General features: G+C 69.0%; 24 protein-coding genes, 1 tRNA gene and 1 pseudogene. 13 read left to right on the top strand and 13 right to left on the bottom strand.

Annotation, left to right across the window (positions count from 1 at the left end; all coding sequences use genetic code 11):
• The first annotated feature begins 3 nt into the window (after positions 1–3).
• Genes A5757_RS01840 through A5757_RS01830 form a run of 3 tightly spaced genes read left to right on the top strand, consistent with a single transcriptional unit; the run spans position 4 to position 2,077 of the window.
• A complete protein-coding gene (locus A5757_RS01840) occupies positions 4–669 on the top strand; it encodes an ABC transporter permease (protein ID WP_066828264.1) in 666 nt (221 codons plus the stop codon).
• The gene (locus tag A5757_RS01835; RefSeq protein ID WP_066828263.1) at positions 666–1,424 is read left to right on the top strand and encodes an ABC transporter permease; all 759 of its coding nucleotides are present in this window, start codon (positions 666–668) and stop codon (positions 1,422–1,424) included. The genes A5757_RS01840 and A5757_RS01835 overlap by 4 nt, the downstream gene beginning before the upstream one ends.
• A gap of 44 nt (positions 1,425–1,468) precedes the next feature.
• Positions 1,469–2,077, top strand: coding sequence for a putative glycolipid-binding domain-containing protein (locus tag A5757_RS01830; RefSeq protein WP_066828262.1), 609 nt, complete (start codon positions 1,469–1,471; stop codon positions 2,075–2,077).
• On the opposite strand, the gene A5757_RS01825 is transcribed toward A5757_RS01830, so the two are convergent.
• Positions 2,040–2,984, bottom strand: coding sequence for a prephenate dehydrogenase (locus A5757_RS01825; protein ID WP_156618114.1), 945 nt, complete (start codon positions 2,982–2,984; stop codon positions 2,040–2,042). The genes A5757_RS01830 and A5757_RS01825 overlap by 38 nt on opposite strands.
• A gap of 95 nt (positions 2,985–3,079) precedes the next feature.
• Between A5757_RS01825 and A5757_RS01820 the strand changes: the two genes are divergently transcribed.
• The 4 genes from A5757_RS01820 (at position 3,080) to A5757_RS01805 (ending at position 4,591) form a co-directional block, all read left to right on the top strand.
• Positions 3,080–3,589 (top strand): tRNA adenosine deaminase-associated protein, encoded by a 510-nt coding sequence (locus A5757_RS01820; RefSeq protein WP_066828260.1) that lies wholly within the window; start codon positions 3,080–3,082, stop codon positions 3,587–3,589.
• On the top strand, positions 3,586–4,038 hold the full coding sequence (locus A5757_RS01815; RefSeq protein WP_066828259.1) for a nucleoside deaminase: 453 nt from the start codon (positions 3,586–3,588) through the stop codon (positions 4,036–4,038). The genes A5757_RS01820 and A5757_RS01815 overlap by 4 nt, the downstream gene beginning before the upstream one ends.
• A 49-nt stretch (positions 4,039–4,087) precedes the next feature.
• Positions 4,088–4,178: transfer RNA gene (locus tag A5757_RS01810), tRNA-Ser, on the top strand.
• A 23-nt stretch (positions 4,179–4,201) separates the two neighbouring features.
• A complete protein-coding gene (locus A5757_RS01805) occupies positions 4,202–4,591 on the top strand; it encodes a DUF2237 family protein (protein ID WP_066828328.1) in 390 nt (129 codons plus the stop codon).
• On the opposite strand, the gene A5757_RS01800 is transcribed toward A5757_RS01805, so the two are convergent.
• The 4 genes from A5757_RS01800 to A5757_RS01785 are packed head-to-tail and all read right to left on the bottom strand — an operon-like array spanning position 4,584 to position 8,571.
• Entirely contained in the window at positions 4,584–4,964 is a 381-nt protein-coding gene (locus A5757_RS01800; protein ID WP_066828258.1) for a hypothetical protein, read from the bottom strand. The genes A5757_RS01805 and A5757_RS01800 overlap by 8 nt on opposite strands.
• 4 nt (positions 4,965–4,968) lie before the next feature.
• Entirely contained in the window at positions 4,969–6,732 is a 1,764-nt protein-coding gene (locus A5757_RS01795; RefSeq protein ID WP_066828257.1) for a penicillin-binding transpeptidase domain-containing protein, read from the bottom strand.
• Between the two features lie 38 nt (positions 6,733–6,770).
• Positions 6,771–7,904 (bottom strand): hypothetical protein, encoded by a 1,134-nt coding sequence (locus tag A5757_RS01790; protein ID WP_066828256.1) that lies wholly within the window; start codon positions 7,902–7,904, stop codon positions 6,771–6,773.
• Between the two features lie 22 nt (positions 7,905–7,926).
• Positions 7,927–8,571 carry a hypothetical protein gene (locus A5757_RS01785; RefSeq protein ID WP_156618109.1) on the bottom strand — a complete coding sequence of 215 codons (645 nt, stop codon included), beginning with the start codon at positions 8,569–8,571 and terminating at the stop codon, positions 7,927–7,929.
• Between the two features lie 520 nt (positions 8,572–9,091).
• Between A5757_RS01785 and A5757_RS01780 the strand changes: the two genes are divergently transcribed.
• Genes A5757_RS01780 through A5757_RS01770 form a run of 3 tightly spaced genes read left to right on the top strand, consistent with a single transcriptional unit; the run spans position 9,092 to position 13,349 of the window.
• Positions 9,092–11,311 carry a propanediol/glycerol family dehydratase large subunit gene (locus A5757_RS01780; protein WP_066828327.1) on the top strand — a complete coding sequence of 740 codons (2,220 nt, stop codon included), beginning with the start codon at positions 9,092–9,094 and terminating at the stop codon, positions 11,309–11,311.
• A complete protein-coding gene (locus A5757_RS01775; RefSeq protein ID WP_066828254.1) occupies positions 11,308–11,643 on the top strand; it encodes a diol dehydratase small subunit in 336 nt (111 codons plus the stop codon). Before A5757_RS01780 ends, A5757_RS01775 begins: the two co-directional genes overlap by 4 nt.
• Entirely contained in the window at positions 11,640–13,349 is a 1,710-nt protein-coding gene (locus tag A5757_RS01770; RefSeq protein WP_066828253.1) for a diol dehydratase reactivase ATPase-like domain-containing protein, read from the top strand. Before A5757_RS01775 ends, A5757_RS01770 begins: the two co-directional genes overlap by 4 nt.
• On the opposite strand, the gene A5757_RS01765 is transcribed toward A5757_RS01770, so the two are convergent.
• Positions 13,336–13,806: a lipoprotein LpqH gene (locus A5757_RS01765; RefSeq protein ID WP_304440360.1), complete on the bottom strand. Its 471-nt coding sequence runs from the start codon at positions 13,804–13,806 to the stop codon at positions 13,336–13,338. The two genes, A5757_RS01770 and A5757_RS01765, sit on opposite strands and share 14 nt — an antisense overlap.
• A 124-nt stretch (positions 13,807–13,930) precedes the next feature.
• On the opposite strand from A5757_RS01765, the gene tgt reads away from it, so the two are divergent.
• Positions 13,931–15,160 (top strand): tRNA guanosine(34) transglycosylase Tgt, encoded by a 1,230-nt coding sequence (tgt, locus tag A5757_RS01760; RefSeq protein WP_066828251.1) that lies wholly within the window; start codon positions 13,931–13,933, stop codon positions 15,158–15,160.
• Here the strand turns inward: tgt and A5757_RS01755 are convergent.
• The 5 genes from A5757_RS01755 to A5757_RS01735 are packed head-to-tail and all read right to left on the bottom strand — an operon-like array spanning position 15,157 to position 19,878.
• Positions 15,157–15,540 carry a DUF1304 domain-containing protein gene (locus A5757_RS01755; protein ID WP_066828250.1) on the bottom strand — a complete coding sequence of 128 codons (384 nt, stop codon included), beginning with the start codon at positions 15,538–15,540 and terminating at the stop codon, positions 15,157–15,159. The genes tgt and A5757_RS01755 overlap by 4 nt on opposite strands.
• On the bottom strand, positions 15,537–16,907 hold the full coding sequence (locus A5757_RS01750) for an FAD-dependent oxidoreductase (RefSeq protein ID WP_066828249.1): 1,371 nt from the start codon (positions 16,905–16,907) through the stop codon (positions 15,537–15,539). The genes A5757_RS01755 and A5757_RS01750 overlap by 4 nt, the downstream gene beginning before the upstream one ends.
• A gap of 24 nt (positions 16,908–16,931) precedes the next feature.
• Positions 16,932–17,696 (bottom strand): amino acid ABC transporter ATP-binding protein, encoded by a 765-nt coding sequence (locus A5757_RS01745; RefSeq protein WP_066828248.1) that lies wholly within the window; start codon positions 17,694–17,696, stop codon positions 16,932–16,934.
• Positions 17,693–19,192, bottom strand: a complete 1,500-nt coding sequence (locus A5757_RS22630; protein ID WP_082929265.1) for an ABC transporter permease subunit — start codon at positions 19,190–19,192, stop codon at positions 17,693–17,695. The genes A5757_RS01745 and A5757_RS22630 overlap by 4 nt, the downstream gene beginning before the upstream one ends.
• 44 nt (positions 19,193–19,236) lie before the next feature.
• On the bottom strand, positions 19,237–19,878 hold the full coding sequence (locus tag A5757_RS01735) for a flavin reductase family protein (RefSeq protein WP_066828247.1): 642 nt from the start codon (positions 19,876–19,878) through the stop codon (positions 19,237–19,239).
• Positions 19,879–19,971: 93 nt separating this feature from the next.
• Here A5757_RS01735 and A5757_RS01730 point away from each other — a divergent pair, with 93 nt between their 5' ends.
• On the top strand, positions 19,972–21,222 hold the full coding sequence (locus tag A5757_RS01730) for a KasA/KasB family beta-ketoacyl-ACP synthase (RefSeq protein ID WP_066828246.1): 1,251 nt from the start codon (positions 19,972–19,974) through the stop codon (positions 21,220–21,222).
• Between the two features lie 4 nt (positions 21,223–21,226).
• Here A5757_RS01730 and gluQRS read toward each other — a convergent pair whose 3' ends face one another.
• On the bottom strand, positions 21,227–22,099 hold the full coding sequence (gene gluQRS / locus A5757_RS01725) for a tRNA glutamyl-Q(34) synthetase GluQRS (protein WP_066828325.1): 873 nt from the start codon (positions 22,097–22,099) through the stop codon (positions 21,227–21,229).
• The gene (locus tag A5757_RS01720; RefSeq protein ID WP_066828245.1) at positions 22,096–23,058 is read right to left on the bottom strand and encodes a squalene cyclase; all 963 of its coding nucleotides are present in this window, start codon (positions 23,056–23,058) and stop codon (positions 22,096–22,098) included. The genes gluQRS and A5757_RS01720 overlap by 4 nt, the downstream gene beginning before the upstream one ends.
• A 48-nt stretch (positions 23,059–23,106) precedes the next feature.
• Between A5757_RS01720 and A5757_RS01715 the strand changes: the two are divergent.
• A pseudogene (locus tag A5757_RS01715) lies at positions 23,107–23,550 on the top strand (HNH endonuclease); the annotation flags it as partial.

The following is a 23,550-nucleotide window of genomic DNA, read 5'->3' as shown; positions in this document are numbered from 1 at the left end:
CCGATGCGCTATCTGCTGACCCACCTCGACGACCTGTGGACCCTCACGGTCATCCACCTGCGGCTGTCGCTGATCCCGATCGTCCTGGGTCTGCTGATCGCGGTGCCGATCGGCGCGCTGGTGCAGCGCACCGCGACACTGCGCAAGCTGACGACCATCACTGCCAGCATCATCTTCACGATCCCGTCGCTGGCGCTGTTCGTCGTACTGCCGCTGGTGATCCCCACCCGCATCCTCGACGAGGCCAACGTCATCGTCGCGCTGACGCTGTACACCGTCGCGCTGCTGGTGCGGGCCGTGCCCGAGGCGCTGGACGCGGTGTCCCCGGCGGTGCTCGACGCCGCCACCGCCGTCGGCTACCGGCCGCTGACGCGGATGCTCAAGGTCGAACTCCCGCTGGCGGTACCGGTGCTCGTCGCCAGCCTGCGCGTCGTCGCCGTCACCAACATCTCGATGGTGGCGGTGGGCTCGGTGATCGGCGTCGGCGGTCTCGGCACCTGGTTCACCGAGGGTTATCAGGCCAACAAGAGTGACCAGATCATCGCGGGGATCATCGCGATCTTCGTGCTGGCCGTCGTCATCGACACGCTCATCATGCTGGCCGGCAGAGCGCTCACACCCTGGACCAGAGCGGGGACCTCCCGCCCGAAGGCGAGGGCGGCCGCATGAACTTCCTGTCCGAAGCGCTGTCGTTCATCTTCACCGCCGCCAACTGGGCCGGCCCGGCGGGACTGGGCGCCCGCATCGTCGAGCATCTCGAATACACGTTCATCGCGCTCTTCTTCTCCGCGCTGATCGCCATCCCGCTGGGCTTGATCATCGGCCACACCGGGCGGGGCACGTTCCTCGTCGTCACCGGCGTCAACGCCCTGCGGGCGCTGCCCACCCTCGGCGTCCTGCTGCTCGGGGTGCTGCTGTGGGGGCTGGGGCTGGTCGGGCCGACGGTCGCGCTGATGCTGCTCGGCATCCCGCCGCTGCTGGCGGGCACCTACTCCGGTATCGCCAACGTCGACCGGACCGTCGTCGATGCCGCGCGTTCGATGGGGATGACCGAGAAGCGGGTGCTGCTGCGCGTCGAGGTCCCCAACGCCATGCCGCTCATCCTCGGCGGGTTGCGCACCGCCACGCTGCAGATCGTGGCCACGGCCACCGTCGCCGCCTACGCCAGCCTCGGCGGCCTGGGCCGCTACCTCATCGACGGCATCAAGGTCCGCGAGTTCTACCTCGCCCTCGTCGGCGCGCTCATGGTGACCGCGCTCGCCCTGATCCTCGACGCGCTCCTGGCGCTGGCGGTGTGGCTGTCGGTGCCCGGCACCGGTCGGCTGCGGGGCTGGCGGGGTGTGGCGGCGCGGATGCCGCAACCGTTCCTGTCCGACGAGGTCGCGCTCGAGTCGCGGACCGGCGGCAGTTCGCACCGGACTTAGGGTGCGGGCTACGAACGGCCGGGTCCGTCGCCTACGGTAGAAGGGTGAGTGAAGCAGACCGCTCTGTTGCGACGACGGTGAACTCCTGGCCCGCCACCCTGACCTGGCGGGCCCATGACGTGGCGCGGATGGAATCTGTGCGGGTCGTGTTGTCGGGCAAGCGAATCAAGGCTTACGGACGGATCGTCGCCGCCTCGACGGAGCTGCATCCGGCATTCTCGGCGTCCTACGACCTGGTGACCGACGAGAACGGCGTCACCCGGCGTTTGTCGCTGACGGTCACGATGGCCGAGCGGGAGCGTCAGCTGTCGATCGCCCTGGACGAAGAAAACATGTGGCTGGTGCAGAACCACCAGAACCAGACGACCCGGGCCGCCTTCGACGGCGCCCTCGACGTCGACGTGGCGCCCAGCCCGTTCTTCAACACGCTGCCGATCCGCCGCCTCGGTCTGCTCGAGAAAAGCCAGTCGGCGGCGGTGCCCGTGGTGTACGTGCGGATTCCCGACCTGACGGTCGAGGCGGCGACGCTCAACTACCGCAGCACCGCGGGGTCCGGCGACATCGCGGTGACCGGTCCCGTCGCCGACACCACGGTCACCGTGGACGGCGACGGCATCATTCTCGACTATCCCGGGTTGGCAGAGCGGATCTGATCACGCCGCCGGCACGGCCGGCCGCGGCGAGCTCCTCGCGCCAGTTCTCCTCGCCGATCACGGTGGCCAGGATCTCCGGGCGGCTGAAGCTCTCGTACCGCATTCGTGCGGCATGCCCGGACTCGACGAGTTCGGCGACCGACCCGCGCTCGGCGAGTGATGCGCGGACGGAGCCCAGCAGCTCGATCGCCCGGTCCAGGGTGGGCAGCAGATCCGCGGCGTTCGCCTCGCACATCGCCCGCACCAGGTCCGGTGAGGTGCCGGCCACCCGGGTGCCGTCGCGGAAGGATCCCGCGGCCAGCGCGTAGGCCAGCGGAATCTCCCCGGCGGTCACGGACAGCGCCTCGGCCAGTAGATGCGGCAGGTGGGAGATCGCGGCGGCGGCGGCGTCGTGCTCGTCCGAGCGGGCGGGAACCACGACGGCATGACAGTCCAGAGCGAGCTGCATGACGTCGGCGAAGACGCCGGGCCGCACGTGATCGTCGACGCTGACGACCCACGGTGCACCGGTGAACAGCTGGGCGTCGCCGGCAGCCCAGCCGGAATGCGCCGTACCGGCCATCGGATGTCCGCCCACATAGTTGTCGAGCAGTCCGTGTGACGTGACCTCCTGCAGCACAGCGCCTTTGACGCTGATCACATCGGTCAGCGGGCAGCGCGGCGCCGCAGCGCTGATGTGGTCGAGCATGAGCGGAAGCGCAGGCATCGGGACGGCCAGCACGATCAGCGCCTCGCTGTCGGCGGCCCTGGTGAGCACCTGGTCGAGGTCCTCGTTGGCGTCGAATCCGTCGAACCGCGCGGCCTGGGCGCCCTCGACCGAGCGGTTGTAACCGAAGGCGTCGCGGTCCGCCGCCTCGGCAGCCCGCAGCAGGGACCCCCCGATGAGGCCCAGACCCAGCACGCACACCGGTGGCTTCGTCACCCGTCCAGGTTGGCACATCGCGGAGGTGGCCGAACGGCACGCCTGGTCAAACGCAGGCCCGGGCGACTACCGTTTGCGAAATGGGAGCACAGGGTGCGCCGGCGCAGGACGCGCCCGACGGATTCGGCGTGGCCGTTGTGCGCGAGGACGGGCAGTGGCGGTGTAGCCCCATGCGCCGGGCCGCGCTGGACAACTTGTCGGACGCTGAGAAGGAGCTGTGCGAGATGCGCAGCGCGGGAGCCGTATTCGGGCTGCTCGACGTCGACGACGAGTTCTTCGTCATCATCCGGCCCGCGCCGTCGGGGACGCGGCTGCTGCTGTCGGACGCCACGGCCGCGCTCGACTACGACATCGCCGCCGAGGTGCTGGAGAAGCTCGACGCCGACATCGAGCCCGACGATCTCGACGACGTCGACCCGTTCGAGGAGGGCGACCTGGGGCTGCTCTCCGACCTCGGGCTGCCCGAGGCGGTGCTGAGCCTGATCCTCGACGAAACCGATCTGTACGCCGACGAGCAACTGGGCCGGATCGCCAGGGAGATGGGTTTCGCCGAGCAGCTGTCGACGGTGCTCGAACGCCTCAATCGGTGACCTCCGACGAGACCATGATCCGCGCGGCGCTCGACGCCGCCCGCACGGCCGGGCCGCGGGATGTGCCGATCGGCGCGGTGGTCTTCGGCGCCGACGGTGTCGAACTGGCGCGGGCTGCCAACGCCCGCGAGGAACTCGCCGACCCGACCGCGCATGCGGAGGTGTTGGCACTGCGGGCGGCGGCGTCGGCTTGCGGTGACGGCTGGCGGCTGGAGGGTGCGACGCTGGCGGTGACCGTCGAGCCGTGCACGATGTGCGCGGGCGCGCTGGTGCTGTCGCGGGTGTCTCGGTTGGTCTTCGGCGCGTGGGAGCCGAAAACCGGTGCGGTGGGATCACTGTGGGACGTCGTGCGTGACCGCCGGCTCAACCATCGGCCGCAGGTGCGCGGCGGCGTGCTCGCCGAGGAGTGCGCCGCGCTGCTGGAGGAGTTCTTCGCGCGGCAGCGGTAGTCCGGCACGCGATTAGGGCGAGCGCACCGGCTTCGGTAAGCTGCCACACGGTGGCGTGTCCGAGCGGCCTAAGGAGCACGCCTCGAAAGCGTGTGACGGGTAACCCCCGTCCGAGGGTTCAAATCCCTCCGCCACCGCCATCTTCACCGGCCATACTGGGCGCGTGTCCGAACGCAACGTGCTCGGCGGCCCGCTGCAGGAGTGCAGCACCGATCCGCTGACCGGCTTCTACCGTGACGGCTGCTGTTCGACCGGTCCGGAAGATCTCGGCAGGCACACGATCTGCGCCGTGGTCTCCGCCGAGTTCCTCGACCATCAGCGATCCATCGGCAACGATCTGTCCACGCCGCGACCCGAGTACCGCTTCCCCGGCCTGAATCCCGGCGACCGCTGGTGCGTCACCGCGGTGAACTGGCTGCGTGCCCACGCCGACGGCGCCGCCGCACCGGTCGTGCTGGCAGCCACCCATGAACGCACGCTCGACGTGGTCCCCCTCGAGGCGCTGCGGGCCCACGCCGTCGACGTGCCCGACGACCTCGGCGGGCTCAGCTGAAGAAGTACTTCGTGTAGTCGACGCTCCAGCCGCCGTCCTTACAGCTGAGCGGCAGTCCGTCCGGGGTCTGCGCGACGCCTGTGGCCTCTCCGCACGGCTGGCGCAACAACCGCACTCCGACCAGCGGCGGCTGCGGCACCCACGCCCGCGATGCGCTGCACGTGTAGGTGTTCCCGGACGCGTCGAGTCCGAACTGCCAACGGCCCTGAGACACGCATTCCGCGCCGGGGTCGATGTTGCGATGGACGTAGGGAACGCACTGGGCGCCGTCACACGCACCGCCCGGCGGCGGGGCGGCAGAGGCGCCGGTGGGAGCCAAGAGCGGCGCGGCGGCGGCACCTGCCGCCAGTGCCAGGACAGCCACGAGTTTCATGCGATCAGCCTGCCATGGCGGGCCGCAGGAAGTCACCGGATACCGAGATCGCCGGCGCGGACGAATCGCCGCCGACCACCAGCGTCGCGAATGCGAGGTCGCCGGCGATACCGGCGAACCAGCCGTGCGAATGGGTGTTGTCCCCGAACTCCGCGGTGCCGGTCTTCCCGCCCAGGTCGCCGATGTCGGCCAGCGCCGACGCGGTGCCGTCGGTGACGGTCGCGCGCATCATGGCGCGCAGGGCGTCGACGACCGAGTGCGGCAGCGGCGTCGACGGGGTGTCGGACTCCGTCTTCTGTCCGGTCACCAGCATCGGGGTGACGGTGGCGCCGCGGGCCAGGCTGGCCTCCGCGAGCGCCAGACCGAACGGGCTGGCGGTGACGGTGCCCTGGCCGATGCCGTTCTCGACCTTCTGAGCCGCGGTGTCGGCGACCGGCACCCGGCCGGTCACCGTCGTCAGGCCCGGGATGACGTAGTCGGCGCCGATGCCGAACTGACGGGCGGTGGTGGGCAGCGCATCCGGTGGCAGCCGGTCGGCGAGGGCGGCCATCGAGGTGTTGCAGGAGCGGGCGAACGCCGTCGTCAGCGGGACGGTGCCGAGATCGAATTCGTCGTCGTTGGGGATCGTGCGGTTCTCGATGGTGAGCCGGCCCGGGCAGGCGACGGGGGTGTCCGGCGTGACGATGCCGGCCTCCAGTGCCGCCGCGGTGGTGATGGTCTTGAACGTCGAACCCGGCGGATAGAGACCCGAGAACGCGATGGCGCCCTGCGCGTCGGCGGCCGGATTCTGCGCCGCTGCGACGATGCCGCCGTCCGACGGCGAGATCGCGACGAGCACCGCGGGGCGCGGCTCGGTGGCGACGGCGCTCTGAGCCAGCAATTGCAGACGCAGGTCGAGCGTGGTGGCGACGGGTGCGGTGGGGGCAGGCGGTGTTTCGGCGAGGCGCTGTGCCGGTGCACCCTCGCCGTCGACCAGATACACCGACCAGCCGGCGTCCGCGGTGACGCGCTGATGCCACAGCTCGGGGAGCCCGGCGAGCGCGGGTGAGGACAGGGCACGGTCGGCGGTGAGCAGCGCGCCCTGTTCGGTGACGGTGACGCCGGGGACCGCGCGCAACTGGTCGGCGACGGGGGCGAGATCGGCTTCGCGCAACCGGATCACGGTGACGGCGGCGTCGTCGTTGCCGTCGAACTGCGCCGAGATCGACTCGGCGGAGATGCCCGGTTCGAAGGGCGTCAACAGGGGAGCAAGTTGCGCGGCCGAACCGCGTTGTGCGCGTTGCAGAGTGACGAGTCCGACCGTCTGCCAGGTCATCAGCGGCTGGCCGGTCCGGTCGAGCACCGGGGTGTTCAGGTCGCTGTCCTGGCTGTACTGGAACGTCATACCCGGCTGCAGATCCGGATGCAGCAGCGTCGGTGACCAGATCAGCCGCCAGGCGTCGCCGCTCCGCTCGGCCGTACCCGTGGCCTCGTAGCCGAACTCGCGTCCGGGTGCGGCTGTCCACCGGTAGGTCAGCGTGGCGCCGGTCTCCTCACCCTCGATGGCGGCGGGCTCGACCTGCACGGTCGCCGTGGAGCCCATCCCGTCGAACATGGTGGTGATGACGGATTCGGCGGCGGCGGGGTCGTCGGTCTGTGCTGCCGCGGCTGCCGCGTCGCGCTTGTTCAGCGCATCGGCGAACGCGCGGAACGGATCCTCGGGACTCGGGGAGGAACAGCCGACCAGCGAAAGGACGAGTGCGCAGACGATCGCGAACGCGGGCTTCATCCCGCCATCGTGTCAGCTCGCGGCGAGCCGAGTCCCGGTCATGCGGCGACGGGACGTTGCGGTGCGACACCTGCTGCGACTGGCCTGGCGGTGATCGTCTGGAAGCGACTGGCCCTCCACGCCTCCATGAAAGCGGCGACCGGTATCGGTATCCCCTGCCCGAATCGCGGAGCACTGTCGTTGAGGTAGACCATCCCGTGCCGCTCGTCGACCTCCAGCACGATCACCGCGTGATTACCCCAGGTCTCCCGTGCGATCGGGCTGAAGGGTTGACCCCAGTGGTCGACTCCGGAGCCGAAGAACGTCCTGTTGTACCCGGTGTAAGCGGTCAGGTTGTGGATGTTGACGATCACGCCCTGTCCCTCGGCCAGCGCGGACTTGAGAGCGGTCATCGCCAGCGTGCCCTGACCCCTGGTGTACTCGGTGACCTCCGCGTCGATGTCGTACAACCGCAGCAGCGTGACTGCGTCGACGAACGAGGCGCCACTGTGCTTTTTCGCTGGGTTGGGGCCGTCACTGTCGGGTTCGTAGATGTTCTGACCGAGGGTGACGTCGCTGGCGATGCGGGACGCCCGCTGGATGATCTCCTGTTGGCCGGGCATCCGGTGGTCCGGGCTCAATTGCCCGATGACGCCTGCGACCGACATCAACGTACAGGTGCCACACCGTCCCTGGTAGTACCGGTACGGCCTGTTCGCCTCGAAATCACCGAACGTCGTCGCCGGCTTGTCGGTCTCGACGCCGCTGTGTGCGCGGGCGAGATCGGCGCTGAGAGCGGCGAGGCCGCTCTGCGGATCCTCGACGGCGCTGCCGGTGGTGACCTGGACCGGCGGAACCGATGGCGCCGCCTCAGCACGTTGCAGCACGCGCGTCGACGGTTCAGCGACCGCCCCGGGCTTCGGCCGATCGGTGCGCGAGGTCGTGCCACGGGGGCTGCCGACACCCGATGTCGGTGCCGCGACGCGCGCGGGCGCGACCGACGGGCCCTTGTCGGCGGGGTGGGTGCGACCGACCGATGAACTGGGTCCGGGATCTGCTGCGGCGGAGGACGAGACGCCGGACCCCTGGCCCGACTCGCCCGGCGCCGCGGCGGCCACACCGGCGCTGCCGGCGAGCAGAACGCCGGCTCCGAGGGCGAATCCGAAGAGCGCGATACGGCCCGACTGCTTCACGGAGCACCTTCTGAGCCTCATCTCAGGCGGCCATCGTGTCGACGGATGTCATCGGCTCGCGGCGCGACGCCGCCGGCGGCAACTGCGCGACAGTGGTGGAGAAGTTGTTCGCCCAGGCGGCCAGGAATTCGGCCAGTGTCATCACTTTGGCTTTTCCGGAGGTCGGTGACCAAGCGTCGTTCAGATACACCTGGCCGTTGGTGGCGTCGAGTCCCAACACCACAACCTCGTGGGTGTGCGGCTTGTCCCAGCCGTCGATGGGCGTGGAAACGTTGACCGCCACGGCCTTGCGCGGGTCTTGAAGTGCTGCTTGAAGGTCCGCCAGGGCGCGACCCTCCTGCGCTTTGGGATGGGTGCGGGTGACCAGCTCCACGCCGCGGTCGGACAGCAGTTCCTGAGCGTCGTACCACATGACCCTGTCGTTCACACCCGGCCCCAGATAGGCCTTTCTGCCGGTGCGGTACCTGCTGTCGGTCGAGAGACCCTGGTCGACCAGGTCTTGGGGATCGACCATGGCGCCGGTGAGCTGTCGGAGGATCATCGTCGCCGACATCAGTGGCGCGGTCTCCCAGTTCCCACTCGCGAAGTAGTCCTGGTTCTGCCTCGGATTGCCGTACACCACCGGCTCGGCCGGTGCCTCGGGTTCGACAGGTTTGACGACCCGCACGACCGCCGGTTTGGTGACTGTGGGCCTGTTGCCTCGCACCGGCTTCGCCGAAACCGGTCGGACCGGTGGACGCTTCGCGGTGGTGGAGCCGGTCGTCCGCACGCCGCTCGTGACCGGCGACCGGTCGGAGTCGCCACCGCGACGGCTCACCGTCGTTGACACCGAGCGCCCCGGGTCGGCGGATGAACTTCCCGACGAGTTCCCCGCGGAGACACCGGAATCGGCGGCGGCTACGCCGGTCGCACCAGCCAGCAGTATCCCGCCGCCGAGAACGAGTCCGGACAGGGTTCTTCGCAACGCATGCTGGACCGAGGTCAACGTAAGCCTCCAGGAAAAGATCCACCACGCGGAAAATGTCGAGCCTGACGATAGCGCCCCGCAGCAACGTTGTCAGCTAATTCGAGAGACGTGACAGCCAAACCCGGTGCGAATACCCGGTGAGGGATGGGTGTCGCCCCTCGCCCGCGGCACTGGCAGGATCAGGACCATGACCGAACACGGCGACCTCGACCAGGGTCGGATGCGGATTCTCGATGCAAAAGCGGTCAATCTCGACGGATTCAGTGTCACCGATCCGGCGCTGGGTCTGGTCGCGATGCGCAGTCCCCACGATCCGGAGCCGTCCCTGGTGATCCGCGACGGCGCGGTCGTGGAGTTGGACGGCAAACCCGCGGCCGAGTTCGACGTCATCGACGAGTTCATCGCCCGGTACGGCATCGACCTTGCCGTCGCAGGTGAGGCGATGGCGTTGTCCGACATCGAGCTGGCCCGACGCGCGGTCGATCCGAACGTGTCGCGCGCCGAGGTGGTGCGACTCGTCGGCGGCACCACGCCTGCCAAGCTGGCCCGCGTGCTCGCGGTGATGACGCCTGTTGAGATGCAGATGGCGATGAGCAAGATGCGGGCCCGCCGCACACCCAGCAACCAGGCCCACGTCACCAATCAGCTCGACGATCCGCTGCTGATCGCCGCCGACGCCGCCAGCGCGGTGGCCTACGGCTTCCGCGAGGTGGAGACCACGGTGCCGGTGCTGTCCGACGCGCCGTCGAATGCCGTTGCGCTGCTGATCGGTTCGCAGGTCGGGGTGGCAGGCGCGATGGCGCAGTGTTCGATCGAGGAGGCACTCGAGCTGCGGCTCGGACTGCGGGGGCTCACCAGCTATGCCGAGACCATCTCGATCTACGGCACCGAGCAGGTGTTCGTCGACGGTGACGACACCCCGTTCTCCAAGGCGATCCTCACCTCGGCGTACGCCTCGCGAGGTCTGAAGATGAGGGTGACCAGCGGCGGTGGCGCCGAGGTGCTGATGGGCGCGGCCGAGAAGTGCTCCATCCTGTACCTCGAATCCCGTTGTGTCGCACTGGCTCGCGCACTCGGATCGCAGGGCGTGCAGAACGGTGGCATCGATGGTGTCGGTGTCGTGGCCTCGGTTCCGGAGGGTATGAAGGAGCTGCTGGCCGAGAACCTCATGGTGATGATGCGCGACCTCGAATCCTGTGCCGGCAACGATAACCTGATCTCCGAATCCGACATTCGCCGCAGCGCGCACACGCTGCCGGTGCTGCTGGCGGGCGCCGACTTCATCTTCTCCGGCTTCGGCTCGATCCCGCGGTACGACAACGCCTTCGCGCTGTCGAACTTCAACGCCGACGACATGGACGATTTCCTGGTGCTGCAACGGGACTGGGGCGCCGACGGCGGTCTGCGCACGGTGTCGACCGAACACCTGGCCCGGGTGCGGCGCCGCGCGGCGACCGCCGTGCAGGCCGTCTACCGCGATCTCGGACTCGCCGACTTCGACGACAGCCGCATCGACGCCGTCGTGGTGGCCAACGATTCACGCGATCTGCCCGCCGGTGACCCGAAGGCGGTGGCCGAGGCGGCCAATGCCATCGAGGCCAGGCAGTTGACGGTGTTCGACGTCGTCGCAGCGCTGCACCGCACCGGATACGAACCGGAGGCGGAGGCCATCATGCGCCTGACGCGGGAACGGTTGCGCGGCGACCAGTTACAGACGTCGGCGATCTTCGACGAGGAGTTCCGGGTGTTGTCGAAGATCACCGATCCCAACGACTACAGCGGGCCGGGCACCGGATACGCCCTCACCGAGGACCGTCGCGCGGAGATCGACGCCATCCGCCAGGCCCGCAGCGCCGCCGAGCTGACCGCCGATCAGGACGTACACCACGGCCACATCACGTTCACCGATGTCGAACCGGCGCGTCAGGGCAGTGATCCGCGCGAGGTCTGCATCGGACTGTCGCCGGCACTCGGGCGTTCGGTGTGGCTCACGCTGTGCGGGCTGACGGTCGGCGAGGTGCTGCGCCAACTCGGGGCGGGCCTCGAGGAGGAGGGTTGCCTGCCACGGCTGGTGCGGGTGCGGTCCACGATCGACGTCGGGATGATCGGGCTGACCGCGGCCCGGCTCTCGGGCTCGGGCATCGGAATCGGATTGCAGGGCAAGGGGACCGCGCTGATCCATCGCAGAGATCTCGCCCCGCTGGCCAACCTCGAACTGTTCAGCGTCGCGCCGCTGCTGACGGCCCAGATGTATCGCGAGTTGGGCCGCAACGCCGCCCGGCACGCCAAGGGGATGGCGCCGCTGCCCATCCTCGCCGGCGGAACCGACGAATCGATCTCCGCGCGCTACCACGCCAGGGCGGTGGCCCTGGTGGCACTAGAACGTCAGGCCTGCGAACCCGGACAGGCGCCCGTCACCGTGGAGGCCGTACGCACATGAGCGAGCAGAGATTCACCGTCGCCGCAGCCGTCGACGGCGAACTCGGACTGTCCGACCTCCGGATGGATCCGACCGCTCTGGCCCACCAGGCCGTCGTCGCGGAGGAGAACGGCAATCCGCAACTGGCCGAGAACTTCCTGCGTGCAGCCGAATTGGCCGTGTTCGGCGACGAAGAGGTCATGAGCCTCTACGAGGCGTTGCGACCGCACCGCTCGACCGCCGACGAATTGGAAGCGCTGCGCGTCTCCCTGGAGGCGCGGGGCGCATCCCGCTGCGCCGAACTCGTCCGGCAGGCTGCCGTCGTCTACGCCCGGCGGGGCCTGCTGAGGTGACGGTCGTCGCGGGTGTGGACGTCGGCAACCACACCACCGAGATCGTCGTGGCCCGAATCAGCGACGGCGCCGTCGAGACCGTCGCGCACGGCCAGACCCCGACACGGGGCCGCAAGGGGTCCAGAGAATCGCTCGAGGCCGCGGCCGCGCTCCTGCACCGCCTGGAGGTGGACGCTGCCGTCGCCGTCGACGAGGTCGTGCTCGCCACAATCCGGCCGGTCGACACCGCCACCGCACCGCTGGCCCCCGCCGCGTCGCCGCACGCGCCGGTGCGGAGCCTGCGCCGCCACGACGCGAGTACTCCCGCCGGTGCGGGACACGGTGTGGGGCAGCATTTTCGGATCGCGGATCTGAACGGTGACCCAGCCACCGGTCCGGTGGTCGTCTCCGTCGGGCGCGACGTCGACTTCGAGGACGCCGCACGGTCGATCACCGAGGCGGTCGGCCGCGGCTGGCAGGTGGCCGGTGTGCTGGCCGCACTGGACGATGCGGTGCTGATCCGCAACCGCATCCCGGTCGACGTACCGGTCGTCGACGAGGTCAACCTCGACGGGGTGGAACGCGGTGCGCTGATCGCCGTCGAGGTGGTCGCCGAGGGACGCGCCTACCGGGCGATGGCCGACCCCATCGCGCTGTCGGCCGCCCTCGGTCTCGGCCACGAGCGACTGCACGAGATCGCGGACTTCACCAGGGAACTGGCGGACGCCCCTGCCATCGCCGTCACTCCCCGCACCGGTCCACCCCCACCGCCGACCGTCGACGACGACTACGTCGACTGCCGCGTCGGCGACACCGTGATTCGCTATCCGCCGGTGGCCGCCCACGACGTGGTGCGCCGTGAACCGCCCGGCAGCGTGGTGGCCGTGCGGATCCGCGCCTTGAAGGCGGCCGCCGACGGAACCGGGGTCGACGACGCGTTCTTCACCGACCTGTCGGTGATCGACAACGGCGCGTGGCTGCGGCGCGGTGTGGTCGACGCGCGCGGCACCGTCGTCGCCCTCCTGGCCGCAGATCCCGTGACCGACGCCGCCGCGACGCTCAGCGCGCTGACCGGCCGGCCGGCGCACACCATCGCCTCGGAACCGACGGCCGCCGCGCGCGGCGCCCTGACCACACCGGGGCTGCCGCCCGACGCGGTGGTGTGCGACATCGGCGGTGGCACGGTCGATCTCATCGGTCAGGGCCGCATCATCACCGCCGCGGGCGCGGGGGAGACGATCACCACCGCGGTGGCGCGGGTACTCGGTGTCCCGCGGGCGCTGGCCGAACGGGTCAAACGCACACCCGCGCTGCGCGTGGAGGGACCACACGTCGCCCACGAGGAGGACGGACGCCGGCTCTTCCTGGACAGCCCGGCCCCGTCGGAGGCCATCGGCAGGCTGTGCACCCGCGGAAGCGCCGGTCTGGTGCCGTTCTCACACCGGCTGGCCGCCGAGGAGTGGCGCAGCCTGCGGCTGGCGATCAAACAGGAGACCGTGGCGGCCAACATCGCCCGCTGCCTACGCGGATTCGACCGGCCGCCGGCCGTTCTCGTGCTGGCCGGCGGCGGGGCGCTCGACGACGAACTGCTGCGCACCGTCGCAGAATCGCTGCGGCCCGACCGCGTCGTGGTGGGTCGGGCCGACATCGACGGGCTGCACGGCCCGCGGTTTGCCGTCGCGTCGGGTCTGGTGCGGCTCTACGCCGACATCGCTACGGGCAGGTGACCTCGATCTCGAACGGTTTCGTCACCGGCTGCATGGGATTGGCCATGTCCACCCCGGTGGCGTTGCCCTTGATGGTGTAGGTCTTGTCGTCTTTCTCGACCTCGGCGTTGCCCTGGCCGGTGCCCTGCTGGAATCCGAGGGTGACGCCGTTGACGTTGCCCAGTCCGACCGACTGCACGGCGGGCGGGTCGGCCTCGGTGACCACCGCACCGATTCCGGTGGTGGCCTGACCGATCGCGATGTTGAGGTTGCCGCCCATCGAGGTGCAGGCGACCGTGCCCTGAATGTTCTGATCCTGGCCGTCGATGGTCACCTTGGCCTCTGACTGCGCCGAGGTGGCGTTCGCCGTGTTGCTCGACGAGGTCGACTCCGACGATCCGCTGTCCGAGGAACAGCCCACGAGGCCGGCGATGAGCGCCGCGGCGCCACCGGAAACCACCAGCAATCGTTGCATCACACCTGTTCTCCTTCGTTCGGCGATCCGGGCTCGGGACCCGGACCATCCTCAGCAGTATGGTGCGGCGCATATTCGCAGGTCATGCGATTCGCAGAAAACCGGTCAGCGGTGTTGAATACCCCGGGTGGATCAGCAGTTCTTCACGATCGAGGCAGAACTGGCCGAACGGGCCGGACGCGTGGGGGTGATCCGCACCCCGCACGGCGACATTCACACCCCCGCGTTCATCGCCGTCGGCACCCAGGCCACCGTCAAAGCCGTACTGCCAGAGACGATGCATCAGCTCGGCGCACAGGCCGTCCTCGCCAACGCCTACCACCTCTATCTGCAGCCTGGTCCCGAGATCGTCGACGCCGCAGGCGGGCTCGGCGCGTTCATGAACTGGCCCGGCCCCACATTCACCGACAGCGGCGGATTCCAGGTGCTCTCGCTCGGCGCCGGATTCCGCAAGGTGCTGGCGATGGACACCGAGCGCTTGCAGGCCGACGACGTCATCGCCGAGGGCAAGGAGCGCCTCGCCGTCGTCGACGACGACGGCGTGAACTTCCGGTCACACCTGGACGGCTCGACGCACCGGTTCACGCCCGAGGTGTCGATCGGGATCCAGCATCAGCTCGGCGCCGACATCATCTTCGCGTTCGACGAGCTGACCACGCTGGTCAACACCCGCGGCTACCAGGAGCAGTCGGTACAGCGCACCCACGCGTGGGCGGTGCGCTGCCTGGCCGAACACCGCAGGCTCAGCGTCGAGCGGGCAGACAAGCCGGCGCAGGCACTGTTCGGCGTCGTGCAGGGCGCGCAGTACGAGGATCTGCGCCGGCAGGCCGCGCGCGGGCTGACCGAGATCCGGGACGCCGATGGAAACGGCTTCGACGGCTACGGCATCGGCGGGGCGCTGGAGAAGCAGAACCTCGCCACCATCGTCGGCTGGGTGACCAGTGAGCTGCCGCGCGACAAGCCCCGGCATCTGCTCGGGATCAGCGAACCCGACGATCTGTTCGCCGCCGTCGAGGCCGGTGCCGACACCTTCGACTGCGTCTCGCCGTCGCGAGTCGCGCGTAACGCCGCGGTGTACTCGGCGACAGGCCGCTACAACATCACCGGTGCCCGCTATCGCCGTGATTTCACCCCGATCGACGGCGAATGCGACTGCTACACCTGCGCCCATTACACCCGCGCCTACATCCATCATCTGTTCAAGGCCAAGGAGATCCTGGCTTCCACGCTGTGCACCATCCACAACGAACGGTTCATCGTCCGCCTCGTCGACCAGATCCGGGCGTCGATCGTCGCCGGGGAGTTCGACGAACTCCGTGAGCACGTGCTGGGTCGGTACTACGGGTCGAGACCCTAGAGCAGCGCCGCCACCAGCAGGATGACGGCGATCGCCGGCAGCGTCCCCTGCGTCAGCGCCGCGCGCGCCTTGTCCGGCGACGACGCCAGAAGTACCACCGCCGCCGCAGCCATGGAACCGGCGCCCGCGAAGATCAGCGCTGCTCCGATGCCGATGTGGCCCAACACGACTGCGATGATGCCCACCGTGGCGACCACAGCCAGGAACAGGTTGTAGAAGCCCTGGTTGAACGCCATCAGCCGGGTGGTCTCGGCTTCCTCGGCGGTGGTGCCGAACGTCGCACGGGTCCGTGGGCTCGTCCACGTCAGGGACTCCATCACGAAGATATAGACGTGTAGCAGCGCCGCCAACGCGGCGAAGATCAGTGCTGCAACGGTCATTTCGCCACCTCCGTGAGTTCTCCGATCACTTCCCGCGCCGCCCGCTCACCCGCCTCCACCGCACCCTCCATGTAGGCACTCCACTGTGTGGCAGTGTCGGTGGAGGCCCAGTGGATGGGGCCGATCGGTTCCGCGAGCGCGGGGCCGTACGTCGTCCACACCAGCGGCCCGCAGTTGGCGTTGTAGCAGCCGCGGGTCCACTGTCGGCTGCCCCACTCACCGTCGATGTACTGGAGCGGCTGCGCGGCGCGCTCGCCGAAATGGCGCACAAGTTCGGCGGTCAGCGCGGCTCGCCGGTCCTCCTCAGACCAGTGCGCGTGGGTGCGGGCCTGTTCTCCTTCGAGGAACAGCAGGATCACACCGTGATCGTCGCCCTGGATGCAGGTGTCGTTGGACATCCGGGCGGGTCCGACGTCGGAGATCAGCTGCCCGTTGAGTCCGTCGTGCCGCCAGAACGGCTCGTCATAGACGAAGAACGCCTTCATCGCCGCCGAATTCGGCATCCGCTGCGTGAGCTGGTCGCGGTATCCGGACAGCGGCGGGTCGTACATGATCCGGCCGGCGAGCATGGGGGAGACCGCCACGATCACCCGGCGCCCGCGGGCGGTCCGGCCCCCGCGGCAGTGCACCGTCACGCTGTCGGGGCGGTATTCGATGAGCTGGACCGGTGATTCCATGACCAGATGCTCGGAGAGCAACGCGGCCAACCGGTTCGGGATCTCCGCGGTGCCGCCGACGAAGCGGGTGGTTTGGGCGCCGCCTTCGGACTCGGCGAACAACTCTGCGGTGACGCCGCATGTCTGAACCGTGAAGAGCAGATGCAGGAACGACACCTCGACGGTCGGCACGGCGAGGATGCCGACGGTGCAGATCTCCAACAGCGTGCGGGCCACCGGTGACAGCCCCTGCGCGTCGTACCAGGCGCCCGCGGTGATCGCATCCCATTCGGCGGCCTGCGGCGCCGTCCATGGGGCCGCAGGGTCGACGTCGGCGGCCAGTTCGTCGATCCGGCGCAGCACCTTCTCGAGTTCGGTGAGCTCCGCGCCGAACCGGTCGTGGAATTCGTTGCCGCGCAACACACCCGTGCCGGCCAGCTCGTAGGTGGTCTCACCGTCGTCGAACTGGGGATAGGTCTCGACGCCGAGTTCGGCGGCCAGGGCGAACATCCGGTGGTGGGTGTCACCGATCCACTGTGCGCCCAACTCCATCGGCAGCCCGCCGAGCTCCTCGGTGAGTATGCGCCCACCGACCCGGTCGTCGGCCTCGAGGATCAGCGGGGTGAGTCCGGCGGCCAGCACCGTGCGGGCAGCGATCAGCCCCGACAGTCCCGCACCGACGATGAGGACGTCCGCTTCGTGGCTCGCCATGGGGGACACCTTCTCACGGCAGCTCTACAGCGGGTTGAGGATTCGGTCGAGGAACTGCCTGGTGCGGTTCTGTTTCGGCGCACCGATAACCTGCTCGGGCGGGCCCTGTTCGAGGATCACGCCGCCCTCGGTGAACAGCACCTGATTCGACACCTGGCGGGCGAACTGGATCTCGTGGGTGACGACCACGAGCGTCCACCCCTCGACGGCGAGATCCTTGATGACCGACAGCACTTCACCGACGAGTTCGGGGTCCAGCGCGGAGGTGGGCTCGTCGACCAGCACGACCTTCGGCCGCAGCGCCAGCGCTCGGGCGATGCCGACGCGCTGCTGTTGACCGCCGGAGAGCTGGTACGGGTACTGATCGCGTTTGTCGGCGAGCCCGACCTGGTCGAGCAGTTCGACGGCGGCGGCCTCGGCTTCGTCCTTCGGCCGCTTCTGCACGATGATCGGGCCCTCGGTGACGTTCTGCAGCACGGTCTTGTGCGGGAACAGATTGTGTGACTGGAACACGAACCCGCTCCGGGCTCGGTACCGCCGGAGCTCGTCTTTGGACACCGGTTTGGAGAAGTCGATCTCGACGCCGTCCTCGCCGCCCACCCGGATCACGCCGGCGTCAGGTACCTCGAGAGCGTTCAGCGCGCGCAGCAGTGTCGTCTTCCCCGAACCCGACGGTCCGATCACCGTCGTCACCGATCCGGCGGCGACACGGAACGAGACGTCCTTGAGCACCTGCAGGTCTCCGAAGGCCTTTCGCACACCTTCGGCGACCACCTGATCGTCGCTCATCTGGCCACGTACCTTTCCAGTCGGTGTTCGACGCGGCTCTGGCCGAACGACAGCACCAGGCAGATCACCCAGTAGTACACGGCGGCCGTGCCGTACAGGGCGAAGAACTCGAAGGTGGGCGCCGCGACGATCTGGGCCTGGCGCAACAGCTCGGTGACCAGGATCGTCGAGGCCAGCGAGGTGTCTTTGACCAGCGAGATCAGGGTGTTCGACAGCGGCGGCACCGCCACCCGGGCAGCCTGCGGCAGGATGATGCGCCGCAACGCCCCGGTGTAGGTCAGCCCGATGGTCTGCGCGGCCTCCCACTGGCCCTTGGGGATGCTCTGGATGGCGCTGCGGATGATCTCGGCGGCGTAGCCGCCCACGTTCAGGCTGAACGCGATGACCGCAGCGGGGAACGGGTCGATCCGCACGCCGAACTCGGGCAGCGCGAAGAACACGATGAACAGCTGGACCAGCAGCGGGGTACCGCGGATGACGGAGATGTAGAAGCGGGCGACATTGGTCAGCACCACATTCGTCGACAATCGCGCCAGCGCCACCGCCAGCGCGATGACCAGGCCGATCGCGAAGCTGATGATCGTCAGCGGAATCGTCATCGTCAATGCGGCCCGGGCCAGTGGCCACAGGTTGTCCAGGACGAGCTGCCACGTGGAGCGCGCCTGCGGTGGCTGCGCCTGGGCACCGGCGGGTGGGGGCTCGGCGCCCTGCGGGCCGCCCGTGGCGTCGGCCTTGAGGTAGCGCTGCGAGATCTCGGTGAGAGTGCCGTCGGCGCGCAGTCGGTCGAGGGCTTCGTTGAGTTCGGGCAGCAGACCGCTGTCCTTGCGCGCGGCGAAACCCTGTTCGCTCTTCTCTCCCACGGTGGCGGCGATCTTGACGCTCTGGTCGCCGGTCTCGGCGAGATAGGCGTACACCGCGATGCTGTCATTGATGACGACGTCCACCCGGCCCTGGTTGAGCAGGGTGATGGCCTGGGTGAAGCCCTCGACCGCCTCGACGTTCGCGCCGGCGTCGCGGGCCACCTGCGACCAGTTGCTGGTGGCGTTCTCGGCGGCGGTCTTACCTCTGACGTCGGCCAGCGAGGTGATCGAGTCGTCGTCGGCTCGCGTGACGATCACGCCCTCACCCACCGAATACGGCTGGGAGAGATCGTATTTGGCCTGCCGCTCGGGGTTGATCGTGACTTGGTTGGCGACCACGTCGAACCTGTTGGCCTCCAACGCGGCGAATATCGAATCCCAAGGCGTCTCGACGAACTCGACGCGCACACCCAGGTTGTCGGCAACAGCCTTCGCCACGTCGACGTCGTAGCCGACGAGTTCGCCGGTGGCCGGATCGTGGTAGCTGAACGGTGCGTACACACCCTCCGTCCCGACGCGCAGCACACCGGCGGATTTGATGGGATCGTCGCCGCGGTCGGCCGAGCCGCCGCAGGCGGATACGGTCAGCACCACGAGCAGGACCGCCGCCAGTACGGCTTTTCGCGCAAACCTCACCGCCGGACGCTAGCAAGCAGCGGGGCGGGAGAGAAGACTTCAGCTCACCCTGAGCGGTTGCGGTCGTCGGGACGCACCATCTTGAACATCGAGTCCCGCTCCACGGCAACGTAATCGGCCGGGCCACCGGCCCGCAGGATGGGGACCGGGCCGGCGGTGTCGTACACGCCGTCCACCAGATACCGCCTGTCGATGTGCGCGGCGACGACCTGCCCCAGCACCAGCCAGCTGGGGATCTCGGCGCCGTCGGCGTCGGTGAGCTGGATCAGCTGGGTGAGCACGCACTCGAAGTTCACCGGGCTCTCCAGGACCCGCGGTGCGTCGACCAGTGCGGACGGTACGGCCGAGAGTCGCCCGAGTTCGAATTCGTCGTCGGAGGCCGGGACGGAGGCGGACGTCTCGTTCATCGCCTCGGCGAGGTCGCGGGTGGCGAGGTTCCACACGAAATTGCGGGTGGCCTCGATGTTGGCGACGCTGTCCTTCCAGCCGATCGAGGCGAAGCCGACCACCGGTGGGCGGTAGTTGAAACCGTTGAAGAAGCTGTACGGCGCCAGGTTGGGTGTGCCGTTCGCGTCCACCGTCGATATCCACCCGATGGGCCGCGGTCCGACGATGGCGTTGAACGGATCGTGCGGCAGACCCGTGCCGTCGGCCGTCCGGTAGAAGTGCGCGTCTTCACTTGCCATGGTCTCCCTCGCCTGCCGATCATGCCCGCCGGACCTGTTAGGTTGCCCAGCAGTACCCATCGACGAACCCTTTCGAGGAATCAAGTGACGGAAATGGCAGCGCTGGCCACCGGGGCCGGCTTTCCCGACGTCGTGGTCACCGGCATCGCATCGACGACCCCGCTGTCGGTGGATGCGGAGGACACCTGGCAGAAACTGCTCGCCGGACAGAGCGGTATCCGGGCGCTGGACGCGCCGTTCGTCGAGGAATTCGACCTGCCGGTGCGCATCGGCGGCCAGTTGCTGGAGAACTTCGAATCCGAACTGAACCGCGTCGAACTGCGCCGGCTGTCCTACCAGCAGAAGATGTCGACGGTGCTGGGCCGGCGCGCCTGGGCGAACGCCGGTGACCCCGAGGTGGACGCCACCCGCCTGATGGTGTCGATCGGTATCGGCCTCGGTGCCTCGGAGGACATCCTCAACCGCTACTTCGCGTTGCAGGCCAAGGGGCTGCGGGCGGCATCACCGCTGGACGTGCAGATGTTCATGCCCAACGCCCCCGCCGCCGCGGTGGGGCTGGATCACAAGGCCAAGGCGGGTGTGCTCACCCCGGTGCTCGGTGATGCGGCCGGGGCGGCCGGGATCGCCGAGGCGTGGCGCCAGATCGTCCTCGGTGAGGCCGACGTGGCGATCTGCGGCGGTGTCGAGATCAAGATCGAGTCCGTGCCGATCGCGGCGTTGGCGCGGCTGGGCCGGCTCTCGACCCACAATGACGACCCCGCGGGCGCGTGCCGCCCGTTCGACGCCGCTCGCGACGGACTGGTGTTCGGCGAGGGTGGGGCGTTGATGATCCTCGAGACCGAGGAACACGCCAAGGCGCGTGGCGCGACCGTCCTGGCCCGGTTGATGGGTGCAGGCATCACCTCTGACAGCTACGACCCGGTGACGAACGATCCGTCCGGCGAGTCCGCCACCGAGGCGATCCGGCGGTCGCTACAGCGTGCCGGGCTCTCACCGGGTGACGTCGATCTGATCAAGGCCCACGCCACCGGGACCGTCGACGGCGACCGGACCGAGGCCACCGCGATCACCGCGGCGCTCGGCTCGCATTCGTCTGCCGTCTACGCGCCGAAGGCGGCGCTGGGCAACTCCATCGGGGCCGCCGGTGCGGTGGAGGCGGTGGTGACGGTGCAGGCGCTGCGCGACGGCGTGGTGCCGGCGACGCTCAACCTGACCGAACTCGATCCGGAGATCTCCCTCGACGTGGTGGCCGGAGAACCGCGCCGGGGCGATTTCCGCTACGCGGTGGCCAACTCGTTCGGTTTCGGCGGCCACAACGTCGCACTGGCCTTCGGGAAGTACTGACCGCTCAGGCCGGCGAGTAGATCCACGGCTCGCGGGGGAGTGCGGCCGGGTCGAACTCGGCGAGCATGCTCTCCAGGTCCGCAGCCGCATAGCCGAGCGAATCGGCGATCTGACGCAATGCGGTGGGCACTCCGATCTCGGCGAGGGTGACCGCACCGTCGCGTTTGGCCAACCGCGCGCCGTCCTCGTTGAGCACCAGGGCGACGTGGGCGTACGTCGGTTCGGGGTGGCCCAGCAGGTGCGCGAGATGTGCCTGCCGCGGCGACGAACTGAGCAGATCATCGCCGCGCACCACCTGGTTGACGCCGGAGGCGGCGTCGTCGACCACCACGGCGAGGTTGTAGGCCGGGACACCGTCACCCCGCCGAATGACGAAATCGTCGACGATGCCGGTGTATTCACCGTGCACCAGGTCGTGGACGGTGTGGGTGAGGACGTCGGTGCGCAGGCGGAGCGCCGGTGGGCGGCCGGTCTCGGCGCGGCGCAGGGCCCGCTGGTCGGGGGTCAGGTCGCGGCAGGTGCCCGGATACGCGCCCTGCGGGGCGTGTGGGGCGCGCGGTGCCTGAGCGATATCTTTTCTGCTGCAATAGCATTCATACAGCAGGCCGCGGCCGGTGAGTTCGGCGATGGCGCGGTCGTAGCGGGCGCGGTGGCCGGTCTGCCACTGCGGCGGTTCGTCCCAGGTGAGCCCGATCGCCGCGAGATCCTCGAGTTGCCTGCGGCCGATGTCGGTGGCGGTGCGATCGTCGAGATCCTCGACGCGGATCAGGAAGCGGCGGCCGGTGGAGCGGGCGAACAGCCACGCCAGCACCGCGGTGCGCAGATTGCCGATGTGCAGGTCCGCCGACGGGCTGGGCGCGAAGCGGCCTGCGGTCATTCCCACCACGCCAGCGTCCTCGAGGCGATGAGGGTGAGCCACTTCGATGGCCGGCCCTCCGGTGCGTCGACCTCGAACCAGACCCGGCCGGAAAGCCGTCCGCCCTGCAACCAGGTGCCGTCGGGTTGCGCTGCGGCACGGATGGTCTCGATCGCCTCGGCCATTCGAGGATCTGGACCGGTGCCGTCGAACTTGGAAGACGTCCGGAAATAGTCGGCCGCGTTGAGCACGCTGTAGACCCAACGGTCGGGATAGGTGAATCGGCTCACCCACGGCCCGACCGGTTCTCCGGTGGATAGCCGGCGGAACAGGTTGCGTTGCAACAGGTATTCCTCACCGGCGTGGCGTGCCGCACGGGTCGTGGCGTCACCGCCGGTGGCGATCTCCCAGGCCAACAGGCCCTTCAGCGCGTTCAGTGTCGAATGGAACGACGATCGGACCGAACCCTCCACCCAGTCGCAGTTCCAGCCGCCGTCGGCCAGTTGGTGGGCGGTGAACCAGTCGGCGATACCGGCGACGTCGGCGCCCAACCACACCCCGTTGGCGAGCGTCCAGGCGTTGATGCAGCAGTCGACCTCACCGCCCCAGTAGGGCAGCTCGTCGTACTCCCAGCGGCAGTGCGCGTCGAGACGCTCTACGGTGCGGCGCTCACGCAGAATCGCGGCGTCGACGCCCCATTCCCGCAGTGAGTTCAGGCTCCACGTGGTCGCGGTCCAGGGTTGTCCCGGCTCCGGTGCCGGATCGTCGAAGCGGAAGTCGGCGGGAAAGAACGCGCCGCCGGCCCACTGCCCGTCGGCGTCCTGCAGGGCCAGTAGTCGCGCGCCGAACCCCTCAGTCGCTGTCCGTGCACGGGTGGCTGCCCAGACCGCCGGTGGCTCGCCGAGGAGATCCCGTTCGACCTGCCAACGCAGGGCGGGGTCTGAATCCAGTAGCCATGCGGCGAGTCGGTCGTCGACCACGGATCGAATGTAGCTGGCGTGTGTTGGCGCTCTGGTACAATCGAACATGTGTTCGATACGCTGGTGGCGGTGGACCCCGACGCGGATGAAGCCGCGCTGATCGAGCGCATCGCCGCGCTGGAGACCTCCAAGGCCGTCGCCGCTGCCGCGCAGGCCCGCCTCACTGCTCTGCTGGACGAGAAACGCCGGGCCGCCGAAGCCGCCGCCGGCGTACCGGCCGACAAACGCGGACGCGGGTTGGCCGGCGAGATCGCCCTGGCCCGACGGGACTCCCCGAACAAGGGTGGACGCCACCTCGGGTTCGCCCGCGCCCTGGTCCACGAGATGCCCTGCACGTTGGCCGCCCTCCAGGCCGGGGAGCTCTCCGAATGGCGCGCCACCGTGATCGTGCGGGAATCGGCGTGTTTGAGCGTGGAACACCGCCGCCAACTCGATGCCGAACTGTGCCACGATCCCCGCCGTCTGCAGGGCTGGGGTGACAAAAGGGTCGAG

It is taken from the genome of Mycobacterium sp. 852013-51886_SCH5428379, assembly GCF_001665575.1.
In the GTDB taxonomy this organism is placed as follows: domain Bacteria; phylum Actinomycetota; class Actinomycetes; order Mycobacteriales; family Mycobacteriaceae; genus Mycobacterium.
The sequence above is the reverse complement of the archived record's forward strand: the minus strand, read 5'-3'. Positions and strand labels throughout refer to the sequence as shown.